The 12,268-nt window shown below is 65.3% G+C and carries 11 protein-coding genes and 1 pseudogene; 7 read left to right on the top strand and 5 right to left on the bottom strand.

Features of this window, described 5'->3' with window-relative positions:
* Positions 1–317, top strand: a pseudogene (locus VB737_RS02765) (hypothetical protein); the annotation flags it as partial.
* A gap of 25 nt (positions 318–342) precedes the next feature.
* Positions 343–3,282: an isoleucine--tRNA ligase gene (gene ileS / locus VB737_RS02760; RefSeq protein ID WP_500310931.1), complete on the top strand. Its 2,940-nt coding sequence runs from the start codon at positions 343–345 to the stop codon at positions 3,280–3,282.
* Between the two features lie 25 nt (positions 3,283–3,307).
* Here ileS and VB737_RS02755 read toward each other — a convergent pair whose 3' ends face one another.
* Positions 3,308–5,053, bottom strand: coding sequence for a glycosyltransferase family 2 protein (locus VB737_RS02755; protein ID WP_500310929.1), 1,746 nt, complete (start codon positions 5,051–5,053; stop codon positions 3,308–3,310).
* Positions 5,054–5,152: 99 nt separating this feature from the next.
* On the opposite strand from VB737_RS02755, the gene VB737_RS02750 reads away from it, so the two are divergent.
* Positions 5,153–5,992, top strand: a complete 840-nt coding sequence (locus tag VB737_RS02750) for a glycosyltransferase family 25 protein (RefSeq protein WP_500310928.1) — start codon at positions 5,153–5,155, stop codon at positions 5,990–5,992.
* Here the strand turns inward: VB737_RS02750 and VB737_RS02745 are convergent.
* From VB737_RS02745 to VB737_RS02730, 4 genes are all read right to left on the bottom strand, one after another.
* Positions 5,910–6,719: a hypothetical protein gene (locus tag VB737_RS02745; protein ID WP_500310926.1), complete on the bottom strand. Its 810-nt coding sequence runs from the start codon at positions 6,717–6,719 to the stop codon at positions 5,910–5,912. The two genes, VB737_RS02750 and VB737_RS02745, sit on opposite strands and share 83 nt — an antisense overlap.
* A gap of 87 nt (positions 6,720–6,806) precedes the next feature.
* Positions 6,807–7,298: a nuclear transport factor 2 family protein gene (locus VB737_RS02740; protein ID WP_323243224.1), complete on the bottom strand. Its 492-nt coding sequence runs from the start codon at positions 7,296–7,298 to the stop codon at positions 6,807–6,809.
* Between the two features lie 22 nt (positions 7,299–7,320).
* Entirely contained in the window at positions 7,321–7,689 is a 369-nt protein-coding gene (locus VB737_RS02735) for a hypothetical protein (RefSeq protein ID WP_323243223.1), read from the bottom strand.
* A gap of 403 nt (positions 7,690–8,092) precedes the next feature.
* The gene (locus VB737_RS02730) at positions 8,093–8,302 is read right to left on the bottom strand and encodes a hypothetical protein (RefSeq protein WP_323243221.1); all 210 of its coding nucleotides are present in this window, start codon (positions 8,300–8,302) and stop codon (positions 8,093–8,095) included.
* A 387-nt stretch (positions 8,303–8,689) separates the two neighbouring features.
* Between VB737_RS02730 and VB737_RS02725 the strand changes: the two genes are divergently transcribed.
* The 4 genes from VB737_RS02725 to VB737_RS02710 all read left to right on the top strand — a co-directional run.
* The gene (locus VB737_RS02725) at positions 8,690–9,865 is read left to right on the top strand and encodes a glycosyltransferase family 4 protein (RefSeq protein ID WP_500310923.1); all 1,176 of its coding nucleotides are present in this window, start codon (positions 8,690–8,692) and stop codon (positions 9,863–9,865) included.
* A 4-nt stretch (positions 9,866–9,869) separates the two neighbouring features.
* The gene (locus tag VB737_RS02720) at positions 9,870–10,649 is read left to right on the top strand and encodes an alpha/beta fold hydrolase (protein WP_500310922.1); all 780 of its coding nucleotides are present in this window, start codon (positions 9,870–9,872) and stop codon (positions 10,647–10,649) included.
* Positions 10,646–11,809 carry an LLM class flavin-dependent oxidoreductase gene (locus VB737_RS02715; protein ID WP_500310920.1) on the top strand — a complete coding sequence of 388 codons (1,164 nt, stop codon included), beginning with the start codon at positions 10,646–10,648 and terminating at the stop codon, positions 11,807–11,809. The genes VB737_RS02720 and VB737_RS02715 overlap by 4 nt, the downstream gene beginning before the upstream one ends.
* Before the next feature lie 186 nt (positions 11,810–11,995).
* The coding region (locus VB737_RS02710; RefSeq protein ID WP_500310918.1) for a DUF3598 family protein at positions 11,996–12,268 on the top strand (273 nt) is incomplete at its 3' end.

The following is a 12,268-nucleotide window of genomic DNA, read 5'->3' as shown; positions in this document are numbered from 1 at the left end:
GCCTGGGGTCCTGGGTGGCGGAACGGCGCGCCGCCCGCCCCGCCAGCACCAAGAAGTGGGTGCGGCCCGAGGTGGACAGCGACGCCGCCCCAGCCGCCGACGCCGCCATGGCAACGGCGGTGGTGGCTGAGGTGACCGCCATGGCGGAGGTGGCCGAAGCCGCCGAGCCGGACCCCGAGCCCGACGACGGACCGCTGGTGGTGGAGAGCTTCGAGGCGATCGATGCCCTGCTGGAGCAGGCCGTGCCGGAGACGCCGGAGCCCGTCAGCCCGCCGCAGACCGCTGCCGCCGGGGAGGGTCTCGGCGAGGCGGGATAATCCAGCCTTCTCGCGCCCCGGCGACGTGACGGCAAGCCCGGCGTCCTACAAGGACACGCTCAACCTGCTGCAGACGCCCTTCGCGATGCGGGCCAATGCCCGGGTGCGGGAGCCGGAACTGCAGGCCTTCTGGAAGGAGCACGATCTCTACGGGCGGCTGAGCCGCGGCAACCCGGGCGCCCCCTTCACCCTGCACGACGGCCCGCCCTACGCCAACGGCGCCCTGCACGTGGGCCATGCCCTCAACAAGATCCTCAAGGACATCATCAATAAGCACGCCCTGCTGCAGGGGCGCCGGGCCCGCTTCGTGCCGGGCTGGGACTGCCACGGCCTGCCGATCGAGCTGAAGGTGCTGCAGGGCCTGGGCAACGAGGAGCGGCGGCAGCTCACCCCCATCGACCTGCGGCGGCGCGCCCATGCCTACGCCCTCGAGCAGGTGGAGGGCCAGAAGAGCGGCTTCCGGCGCTGGGGCATCTGGGCCGACTGGGACGAGCCCTACCTCACCCTGCAGACGTCCTACGAGGCGGCCCAGATCGGGGTCTTTGGCCGCATGGTGCTGGCGGGCCACATCTACCGGGGCCTCAAGCCGGTGCACTGGAGCCCAAGCTCCCGCACCGCCCTGGCCGAGGCTGAGCTGGAGTACCCCGACGGCCACACCTCCCCCAGCGTCTACGTGGCCTTCCCGGTGGTGGAGCTGCCGGAGCCGCTGGCCGGGCTGCTGGCGGACGCCGGCATCGCCGGCCCCACCGATGCGGCCCACCGGGAGCAGCTGTTCGTGGCCATCTGGACCACCACCCCCTGGACCCTGCCGGCCAACCTGGCGGTGTCGGTGAATGGCCAGCTCGATTACGCCATCTGCCGCGACGGCACCACCAACGGCGGCACCCCCCGCTACCTGGTGGTGGCCGCCCAGCTGGTGGAGCACCTGCGCAACAGCCTGGAGCGCCCGCTCGAACCCCTGCTCACCCTCAAGGGGGCCCAGCTGGAGGGGATCCTGTACCGCCATCCGCTGCTGGATCGCACCAGCCCCGTGGTGATCGGCGGCGACTACATCACCACCGAAACCGGCACCGGCCTGGTGCACACGGCCCCGGGCCACGGCGTCGACGACTTCCACACCGGCAACAAGTACGGCCTGCCGGTGCTCTGCCCGGTGGATGAGGCCGGCACCCTCACCGCCGAGGCGGGCCCCTTCGCCGGGCTCAACGTGCTCAAGGACGCCAACCCGGCGATCATCACCGCCCTGCGGGATGCCGGGCTGCTGCTGGCCGAGCAGCGCTACCAGCACCGCTACCCCTACGACTGGCGCACCAAGAAACCGACCATCTTCCGGGCCACCGAACAGTGGTTCGCCTCCGTCGACGGCTTCCGCGCCCAGGCCCTGGAGGCGATCGCGGCGGTGGAGTGGCTGCCCGCCAGCGGCCGCAACCGCATCGAGGCGATGGTGCGGGACAGGGGCGACTGGTGCATCTCCCGCCAGCGCTCCTGGGGGGTGCCGATCCCGGTCTTCTATCACCGCGAGACGGGCGAGGTGCTGCTCAACGCCGACACCCTGGCCCACGCCGAGGCGCTGATCGCCGAGCACGGCGCCGATGTCTGGTGGGAGCGGGACGAGGCCGGCCTGCTGCCGCCGGCCTGGGCCGACCAGGCCGACCAGTGGCGCAAGGGCACCGACACCATGGATGTCTGGTTCGACTCGGGCTCCTCCTGGGCCGCCGTGCTGGAGGGCCGCGGACTCGGCTATCCCGCCGACCTCTATCTGGAGGGCTCCGACCAGCACCGCGGCTGGTTCCAGAGCAGCCTGCTCACCTCGGTGGCCGTGAACGGCCATGCCCCCTACCGCCGGGTGCTCACCCACGGCTTCACCCTCGATGAGAAGGGCCGCAAGATGAGCAAGTCGCTGGGCAACGTGGTGGACCCCGTTGTGTTGGTGGAGGGGGGCAGGAACGAGAAGCAGGAGCCGGCCTACGGCGCCGACGTGCTGCGGCTGTGGGTGAGCTCGGTGGATTACTCCGCCGACGTGCCGCTGGGGCCGGGGATCGTCAAACAGCTGGCGGACGTGTACCGCAAGGTGCGCAACACGGCCCGCTATCTGCTGGGCAATCTGCATGATTTCGTGCCCGCCGAGCATGCCGTAGCGATCGAGGATCTGCCCCTGCTGGATCGCTGGATGCTGCAGCGCACCGCCAGCCTGATCGAGGAGGTGAGCGCCGATTTCGAGCGCTTCGAGTTCTACCGCTTCTTCCAGGCCCTGCAGAACTTCTGCGTGGTGGACCTGTCCAACGTCTACCTCGACATCGCCAAGGATCGCCTCTATGTGAGCGCGGCCGGCGATGTCCGCCGCCGCAGCTGCCAGACCGTGCTGCACCTGGTGGTGGAGCGGCTGGCGGGCCTGATCGCGCCGGTGCTGTGCCACATGGCCGAGGACATCTGGCAGAACCTGCCCTATCCGGTGGCCGAAGTCTCGGTGTTCGAGCGGGGCTGGCCGACGGTGCCCCAGAGCTGGGCGGCGCCGGAGCTGCTGGCGCCGATGCAGCGGATCCTGGAGCTGCGCGCCCAGGTGAACCGGGTGCTGGAGGGCTGCCGGGGCCGGGGGGAACTGGGCGCCTCCCTCGAGGCCCAGGTGCAGCTGGAGCTGGTGGAGGCGGCGGCTGACGCGGCATCGGAGGCGGCCCCCCTGCATGAGGCCCTGGCCCTGGTGGAGGCCAGCCCCCACCCCGAGGTCGACAACCTGGCCGACTGGCTGCTGGTGTCGGCCCTGCGGGTCGGCGGGCCTGTGCCGGCGGAGCCCCTTCTGGCGGAGACCGAGGAGGAGGGGGTGCGGGTGCGGATCGCCCGGGCGGCGGGCCACAAGTGCGAGCGCTGCTGGCACCACGAGAGCGACATCGGCCAGCACCCGGACCATCCCAGCCTGTGCGGGCGCTGCGTGGGCGTGCTGGAGCGCCAGGGGGCTCGGCCCGCCTGATTCGGCGGGCCCCGTCAGGATCGGGTCAGACCAGCCCGAAAGGCCTGAGGACCTTTTTGGCCGCGATCTTCAATGGCAGTGGAATGCCCCGTCTGGGGAGCTTGCGCACGACGCGGGCCGCCAGCCGGCGCGAGCGCGTGGCCAGCGAATGGGACTCCAGCAGGGGGTAGGGGGAGCGCTCCCGCAGCAGCGCGATCAGCCAGTCCGCCGCCGCCGGATCCTGGGAGCCCGGCTCCAGGGCGACCTCGGCCAGCCGGATCCGCTCGGCGAACTCCGCCACCATGGCCTGGTAGCCGCAGGCCTCGGCGACGGGCCCGTGGGAGGCATGAACCCGGGCGAAGTGCTTGAGCGACTTGCGCTCCAGCAGGGCGGCGTTGTCGAGGAGATCCTCGATGTCGTTGGCGATCCGCACGACGCTGGCCTGGGCGCTGACGATCGGCAGTTCCTCGATCACCGGCGGCGGCGCCTCGCGGGGACCCGCGGCGGTGGCGACCGCGTAGGCATGGGCGATCGCCTCCACCTTGCGGCCCACCAGTTCGCGCAGCAGGGCCCGGTTCCGCTCGGTGGGGGCCAGATGCCGGCGAGAGCTGGTGGGGATGTAGGCGGCATGCAGCAGGGAGGCCTTGACCAGATCGAAGGGGGCGCCGTGCACGACCAGGACGCTGGCCACCCGGACGACATGCTCCTGGAAGGTTTTCTTCGAGCTCCGGAAGGAGCCGCCGTGCAGCTCGGCCGCGACATCGAACACCCGGTTCAGCTCCACGATCTCCTTGCGGGAATGGCCCTGGGCCAGGCATTGCCGCACCAGCAGAGGAAAGGAGTGCACATAGGGATAGGCGTGGTTGTCCACGGCCTCGGCAGCAGGCGCCCCCGGGCGCGGGTGCACCAGCTCCATGCTGCCGATCTGGCGATTGAGGAAGGAGGTCATGCTCTGGAGGGAGCGCAGCTTCCACTTGCTGGAGAGATAGGCCACGTCCCGGGCCGCCAGCTCATGGCTCCAGCGCCGGTGGAAGGGCTCGATGTCGCAGAGCCAGTAGGGGGAGTGCTCGTTGGCGTAGACGTAACTGACCACGGACTTCGGCTCGAAGATGACCCGATAGTTCGCCTGCCGGGCCACCATGGCGATGTCGATATGCTCATTCACCTGGAGGTAGGCCTCATCGAGGGGGCCCGTCTCGTGGAGCATCGCCATGCTGAGCAGCATGCAATGGAACTCGCCAAAATCGGAATCTCCCCCCTGGAGAGTGCCGACGATGCGGGAGGCGGGCGCATTGGCGAAGAGGTGCTCTTCGTTGTATTCAGTTTCGCCGTTCTTCTCCGAGAGATGGTTCTTGCCGCCGGCCATGTGGATGCGATCGGCCTCAAACTCCCCCATCAGGTAGAGGGGGAAGACGATGCCGGCTCCGGTGCGCTCCGCCGTGGCCACGAGGGTCTCGATCCAGCCCCTGGTGACGAGCACATCGTTGTCGATGAAGCACACATACTTCGTCGTCACCGCTTGCAGCGCCTGGTTGCGCAGCTGGTTGGGGGTGCCGGGGGCCGCCGTGAACAGGGTCAGCTCACCGCGGGCCTCGGCCGCCTCCAGCTCCCGCCGCACCGAGGGCGGTGACTGGCTGTCGTGGTAATGGAGGACGAAGGGATAATCCCGGTGCTCGAGGATCGAGCCCAGCGAGCGTGAGGCAAAGCTGTGCCGTTCGCGGAACACCACGACGACCGTGACCAGAGGAGCCGTCGGCGAGCCGCCCGGGCTGACCCGTACGGGGGCGGTCATCAATGGCCTGCCTGGAATCGGAGGACGATGATAACATGATGCTTCGTGAAGCATTCCTGCGTGCCGAATCCAGCGTCTGTTTTCGTGCCGCATTGATGCATGGACAAACTGTCCTGGCAGGAGTTGCTGAACACCCCTGCCTTTCTGATCAATCTCGATCGCCGGCCGGATCGGTGGGAGAGCAGCCGCGGCCAACTGGAATGGGCGGGATTCATGGACGCGCGACGCTGGTCGGCCTTTGATGGGGCGACGGGAAACGTCCGGGAGGCGCTGTTGCGTTTCGGCATCGATCAGCTGGCAGATCGCGAAGACTTTCTCCACCTGCCCGGCGCCCAGGGCTGCGCCGTGACCCAACTGACGCTGCTCCAGCACATCATCGACCAGGGGTATCCACGGGCCTGCATCTTCGAGGATGACATCCGCTTCTCACGGTCGTGGCACCAGCTGGCGCCGGCGTTCCTGAACAGCACGCCCCGCACCTTCGATCTTCTCCTCCTGGGTTCGCAGATTCAGTACGACTTTCTGCCGCGTCTGCATCCGGCCCGGCGATTGAATCGCTCCCGAACACTCACGCGCCTGAGCCAGATCGCCTGGCCCTGGCCGTCCCATCGGCTGGGCGATGTGCTGCAGGGGCCGCTCTATTGCCTCCATGCCGTCGTCATCACGCGCCAGGGCTGCCAGGAGTTGCTGAAGTTCCTGACCACCCAGAGCGTCGGTTTCTATATGCCGGATTGCATGATTCACGACGCCATGGCCGGGCGACGCCATGTCTCGCGGTTCCCGCTGCGCTGGTATGCCTGGAACGGCCATCGCCTCCCTGCCCTGGTGGAGGAACGGGGCACGAATCCCCACTGGATCAGGCGGAACTGCGGCCTGGTGTATCAGGAGGAAAGCTTCGGCACGGACGTTCAACCGCGCCCGGAGCCAGCGTCGGCCTGAGGGCGCCCTGGACAGGCTTGGGCCGATCGCCGAAGGGGAGCAGGCGGGCACCGAGGCTGAAGGCCCCCGCCAGCAGGCCGGCGAGGGCGATCGTCACACTCCACAGCTGCACCGGCCGGAGGGCACCGAGCAGATCGCGCACGGAGAGGTCGGCCGGGTTCAGCTCCCGCAGTGTTGGCGGCGGCGGTGACGGGGCGACTGGGCCAGCTGCAGGGACGACTGTGCCAGCCCCCGGCTGGAAGGCCAGCACCTTCTCCTTCCAGTCAGCGAGCACGCCGTTGAATTCGTTGGAGCCCAAGGCCGCCTCGGCCAGGGGAAGTTTCTGCACATACCAGTCGTAACCCTGCTCCAGCAATCCCTCCGCTTTCAAGCCGTCTTCCACGATCACCAGCAGCGGCAGGTGCTTCGCGTAGGCCATCGCCGCTTCGATGTGGTTCCACGGCGTCGGCAGCCTTGTTTCCACCAGAGTCCCCTGACGCGGACCGCCGCGCCTTTCGAGGCCCGAGGGGAAGTAACTGCGCTCCAGGGCGATGACGACGATGCCGGAACACTTCTCCATCAGTTCGGTGATGGCCTTCAGCGGTGCATCGGCGCTGAAGGTGTTGCGGCCGACGGTCTTGGGGATCAGGGATTCACTGCGCAGGCGATCCTCGATCGATCGCACGAAGGATTCCTGCTCCGCCGTGGCCGTGCCACCCACACTCACGAAGACGAGTTTCTCCTCCATCTCCCGCCACGCATCACTGGGCGGAGCCTACCGATTCCCCCGCCGGCGCGCTCGCACTGGCTGATCGGCAGCGGGGAGCGCTGAGCGTCAGAGGCCGAGATCGGACAGGCCCGGATGATCGTCGGGGCGGCGACCGAGCGGCCAGTGGTACTTCCGCTCGCTCTCCTTGATCGGCAGGTCGTTGATGCTGGCGATGCGGGTGTGCATGAAGCCCTGGGCATCGAACTCCCAGTTTTCGTTGCCGTAGGCTCGGAACCACTGGCCGGAATCGTCGTGCCATTCGTAGGCGAAACGCACGGCGATGCGGTTGCCGTGAAAGGCCCAGAGTTCCTTGATCAGGCGGTAGTCGAGCTCCTTGGCCCATTTACGGGCCAGAAACTGCTCGATGGCCTCGCGCCCGCTGACGAACTCGGCCCGGTTGCGCCAGACGCTGTCCGGGCTGTAGGCCAGCGCCACCCGTTCCGGGTCACGGCCGTTCCAGGCATCCTCGGCCAGGCGCACTTTCTTCGCCGCCGTTTCGGCATCGAAGGGGGGAAAGGGGGGCCTGGGGGATTCAGGAACGGTCACTGGAGCAGCCATTGCACAGCGTGCGAAGGCTAATTCAGAAGGGAATCGTGTAAGTGTTGCCGCGCTCACTGCGCACCAGGAAGGCGGAGGATGTCTGCCGGTAGGTGGCCAGGGTGGTGCGGCCATTGCTGGGCTCGGTGATCAGCAGCTTGCCGCATTCCTCCTGATCCCCCTGGCCGCAGCTCCAGGGCTCGCCCACCTTCTCCATCTCGATCTGCTTGCCGTCGGAGCGGAAGGTGACCGTGAACGACGTGGAGCCGCCCGCGACCAGACAGGCTTCGGCGCGGCCGTTGAAGCGGCAGGTCTGCCAGGCGGCCTGGGCGTGGGCCACCGGGATGGCCGGGAGAGCCAGGGCGGCACCGGCGGCGGCCAGGGTGCACAGGGCCGCCAGGGGGGAACGCATCGGGCTGGGCGCAGGGGAGGACAAGTCTCGCCCCCCTGCCGAGCCCAAGGCCTTCCCGACGATGTTGCGACGCGTCACCGCTCAAAGTCTCCTGCACGCAGGATGTCAACCAACGCATCCAGGAGCTCAGACATTTTCCCACGATTGAGCTTGCCAGCGACTCCAGAAATGATCGAGATAGTCGCAGTGAACATTTTTCCAATGCGCACAAAACTCTAACGCCTGAGATCACCTTCGGCAAAGTCACTTTCCGAAAGTGGAATTGCCAGCCTATCCGCGTAGGATCTGCTTGTGATCTGACATAGCACAAAGTCTCCCATCCCAACATCTGCGATGGCCAAGGCCGGCCTACGCTTAGCTTGCGACAGGTCGGAATAAGGAAAGGGGATGAGAACGACGTCCCCTATTGCAGGTGGGCCCATGCAGCTTCCGCCTCTGGGTTCAGCCAGTCAGCCGCCAAAGCCCTTTCACTCAAGTCAAATCCGCTGACGACAGGGTCGGGATCGTCACTTGGCACAGAAACGAACACCTTCGCTCCCGTTTTCAGATGGACAGGACTTTGGATCCGGATTCGCCCATCTGTTTCAACAACAGCTTCATATTTGTATTCCATCGGGATGGGCCGGTGGGCCTACGACAGCATTGATTCAGCATAGCTCGAATGATGCCGTCTTGAAAGCAAGCTCAAACACTGCTTCTAAGATAGGCAAACGCCAAGCAGCGACTGGGCAGACAACGTTGCTCGCCTCCCGGGGGTGGTGGGGGCAATCGGGCACGGCGTAGAGCCAGGGATCGCGGCGCAGGACCAACAGCACCTTATCGATCGGGGCTGAATTGGACACACGGATGGCGAGCTCCTTGGCATTCAGTTACAGTCTTCCGGAAGCGTGCATCATCGTATTCAGGCCCTCCTTCTGGCTCCGCATGGGATCGACGGCAGAAGTCCATCCACCATCCGCAGGGCGACATCCAGACCCAACGGAACCCCTGGCTTCAGCGCATGAAGATCCTCTTCATCCTGTGTGACAACCCCTTCAGGGCCTCCTGCGGCATGGGGAGCTCTGTCAAGGAAATCATTGAAGGCCTGGCCAAAGCAGACGAGTCGATCAGGATTCAGGTGTTGGATCTGCGATCGAACGACGGCCATCAGACGATCACCGATCAGATCGAGGTGTTGTCCTGCGGATACCGGGATGGCCTGGGCAGTGACTTCATTGTCCAGACCCTGATGAATGCCCCGATTCAGATCATCTATGGCGTCAAGAACCTGAGGAGGCCCGATGTCATTCACCTGCAGGACTGGACATCCATAGCGGTGGGCAACGCCTTGGCCAGCTACTGGGGAGGCAACATCAGATCGGTGTACACAACCCAATTGAGTTACACCCTGCTGCTGGAGGATCTGGCCAAAGAGTCGATGGCGGCTCCGCCCGTCGACCAGGCGATTGTTGCCGAGATTGAACGATTGGAGCGCGACAGCATTCAAGCGTCTGACAAGGCCATCTTCCTGAACCGGAGCGATCAGACACGGCTCGACGGACCGCAGGATTCACAGGTGATCCCGCACGGCATCCATCTGGAGGACGTTGCGTCGATTCCATTCGAAGAAAGGAAGCTTCCAGGGGATCACCCTGTCAAGCTCCTGTATTTCGGGCGCATCGATACGATGAAGAATGTCGGGCGGCTGCTCGATGCCCGGTTGCCGAGCGGCGTCGACCTGATCGTGATGGGGGGAGAGGCCGGCTCGAATCCGGAGTTGTATCAACGACTGGAGAACCTGGCTCATGAACGCGATAACTTGCACCGGATCCCTTTCACCGCAGGGGATGACAAGTTCCATATCATCCGAGCGGCCGACGCTGTGATCTTCCCCAGCATCCATGAGCCCTTCGGCCTGGTTGGACTCGAGGCCTTGGCCTGCGGCACACCGCTGATTGCTTCCTTTGCCGGAGGCATGAAGGACTACCTCGATGATGCCTGCGCAATCCGAATCGACGGACTAAGCGCCGAGGCCATCGAGAACGCCATCCACAGGTTCATGACGCTGTCAGACTCCGCCAAGGAGACCATGGTCAGGAACGGATTGGACGTCTGCAAGCGCTTCTCCTGGAAGGATCCAGTCGAGCGGCACCACCGGCTCTATCGGGACTTGACCCATGGCAGCAAGCCCGCGTAGGCCCATGGTCACGGAACATCGCATCGACATTCGAGGCTGCCAAGTCTTCTATCAGCGTGGCGGCAAAGGTGAACCGCTCCTGCTCCTGCACGGCATGGATGGGCGAGCGTCATGGGACAGCGTGCTTTCCAGGCTCACGGAGCGCCACGATGTGATCCTGCCCGACCATCCCGGCTTTGGCTCCTCGGGCCCAGGTGAATGGATCGACAACATGGCTGATCTGGCCCTCTTTTACCTCGATTTTCTTGATGCCCTGCAGATCGAGACCTGCCACCTGGCCGGCCACTGCCTGGGCGGCTGGCTGGCAGCGGAGGTTGCCGTGATGCAGCCGCAACGGTTCAAGAGCCTGAGCTTGTGTGCCGCAGCCGGCATCCGTGTTGACGGCTGCCCGATGGGGGATGCCTTCCTGTGGAACCCGGACGACACCATCGGCCAGCTGATCGTTGATCCGCAGGCCAGGGAAACCATGCGGTCGAGGCAATCGAGCGAGCGTGATATCGAGCTGATGTTGAAAGCCAGGCAGATGTCGGCGCGATTGGCCTGGCATCCTCGCTTTCACAACCCCCATCTACGCAAGTGGTTGCATCGGCTGACGATGCCAACCATGATTCAATGGGGTGAGAACGACAGGCTTTTCCCCGTGGCCTATGCCCATGGCTACCACGCCATGATCCCCCACGCCCAGCTCCATCTCTACAGGGACTGCGGCCATTTCCCGATGCTGGACGCCACCGATCGCTACCTCGAGCATCTGGACGCATTCACGGCCAAGGCATCCGCATGAAGTTCTATTCCTTTCATTTGATGCCCTATGGCGCCCTCGATCTGGATTACGTCGACAAACATGTCTCGGCGAGCCTGGTGCTCCCCAACACGTACTACGATCCCCAGATTGGCCATCAGCTCTATAACCGCTATCTCGATGAGCTGGAACTAGCCGATGCGCTCGGTTTTGATGGCGTGTGCGTCAACGAGCATCACCAGTCGGCCTATGGCCTGATGCCCACACCGGCCGTGATGGCGGGCGCGCTCTCCAGAAGCGTGAAGCGAGGCAAGATCTGCATCCTGGGGCGGGCGTTGCCCTTGCTGTCCAATCCCCTCAGCGTGGCGGAAGAATACGCCATGCTCGATAACATCACCGGAGGGCGTTTCATTGCTGGCTTTGTGAGAGGGATTGGCGTGGAGTATCACGCCACCGGCGTCAATCCCACCTATTCCCTGGAGCGCTTCCATGAAGCCCACGATCTGATCATCCGGGCCTGGACCGAAGAGGGCCCCTTTCCGTTCGAAGGCAAGCATTACAGCTACAACTATGTGAATCTGTGGCCGCGTCCTTTCCAACAGCCCCATCCGGACGTCTGGATTCCCTCCGGAGGCAGCCTGGAAACGATTCGCTGGGCGTCCGATCCCAAAAGGAAATACGTGTATCTGAATGTCTATAGCAACATCGATGTGGCCTGCGGCCTCATGGACACCTACCGGAACTGTGCCGAGGCGTACGGCTATACCGCAAGCTCCGAACAGCTGGGCATGGCCCTGCCCATTTATGTGGCGGAAACCGATGCGATCGCCCGAAGAGAAGCCAAGCCCCACATCGAGGCGTTCTTCAACAAGTTTCTGCGGATGACCAACGAGATGTTGTTGCCACCGGGCTACACATCGGTGTCCTCCCTCAAAACGCTCCTGATCACCAGCCGCGAAACGCTGATGGCTAACCATTCCCTGGAGGCCGTCGACAAGCTCGGCATGTTCCTGGTGGGTTCACCCGAGACGGTCCGTGAGCGCCTGGCGGAGTTTGAGCAGCGGCTCGGCATCGGCCATCTCTGCGCCATCATGCAATTCGGCAGCCTGCCGCATGCGCAGACGAAGCGAAATCTGGAGCTGTTTGCCGAAGAGGTGATGCCCCATTTCCGGGCCAAAGTGACGGCAGGCAGCTGCCCTTAGGGGCCGATGGAAGCCAACCCCCGACAAGCCCGCAGCACCACATCGGAACAGATGCACAGGCCCAGTCTTCGTTGCAGAAGAAGGGCACCGGAAGGCCGGCCGTTTCCCCGCTTGCTCCCCACCCCGGCGCCCAGGCTCGCCGGCCACGGCGGGCTGCCTACCATCGCCCCTTTGCCGCCCTTCCCCATGGCCAGCCAATGGCAGAACTTTCTGCGCAACCTGGGGGAGTGGCGGGGCAGCTTCACCACGATCAGCGCCGGCGGCGAGGTGCTGGAGAGCCATCCGTCGGTGCTGACGCTGGCGGCGTGCGACGACGACGACCGACTGGTGCGCTTCAGCCTGGAGCGCTGGCCCGCCGGCACGGCGATCGCCACGGGCGGCGGACCGGCGCCGGGGGCGGGCGAGCCCAGCCGCGCCATGGAGCAGGACTACCGGACCCTCGGGCGCCAGGTGGTGTTC

This window comes from Synechococcus sp. BA-120 BA3, assembly GCF_034931285.1.
Taxonomy (GTDB): Bacteria; Cyanobacteriota; Cyanobacteriia; order PCC-6307; family Cyanobiaceae; genus Cyanobium.
The sequence above is the reverse complement of the archived record's forward strand: the minus strand, read 5'-3'. Positions and strand labels throughout refer to the sequence as shown.

Bases quoted from the DNA above. Each gene is read 5' to 3' on its own strand.
- VB737_RS02755 (WP_500310929.1), bottom strand. From the start codon at position 5,053: ATGACCGCCCCCGTACGGGTCAGCCCGGGCGGCTCGCCGACGGCTCCT.
- VB737_RS02750 (WP_500310928.1), top strand. From the start codon at position 5,153: ATGGACAAACTGTCCTGGCAGGAGTTGCTGAACACCCCTGCCTTTCTG.
- VB737_RS02745 (WP_500310926.1), bottom strand. From the start codon at position 6,719: ATGGAGGAGAAACTCGTCTTCGTGAGTGTGGGTGGCACGGCCACGGCG.
- VB737_RS02740 (WP_323243224.1), bottom strand. From the start codon at position 7,298: ATGGCTGCTCCAGTGACCGTTCCTGAATCCCCCAGGCCCCCCTTTCCC.
- VB737_RS02735 (WP_323243223.1), bottom strand. From the start codon at position 7,689: ATGCGTTCCCCCCTGGCGGCCCTGTGCACCCTGGCCGCCGCCGGTGCC.
- VB737_RS02730 (WP_323243221.1), bottom strand. From the start codon at position 8,302: ATGGAATACAAATATGAAGCTGTTGTTGAAACAGATGGGCGAATCCGG.
- VB737_RS02725 (WP_500310923.1), top strand. From the start codon at position 8,690: ATGAAGATCCTCTTCATCCTGTGTGACAACCCCTTCAGGGCCTCCTGC.
- VB737_RS02720 (WP_500310922.1), top strand. From the start codon at position 9,870: ATGGTCACGGAACATCGCATCGACATTCGAGGCTGCCAAGTCTTCTAT.
- VB737_RS02715 (WP_500310920.1), top strand. From the start codon at position 10,646: ATGAAGTTCTATTCCTTTCATTTGATGCCCTATGGCGCCCTCGATCTG.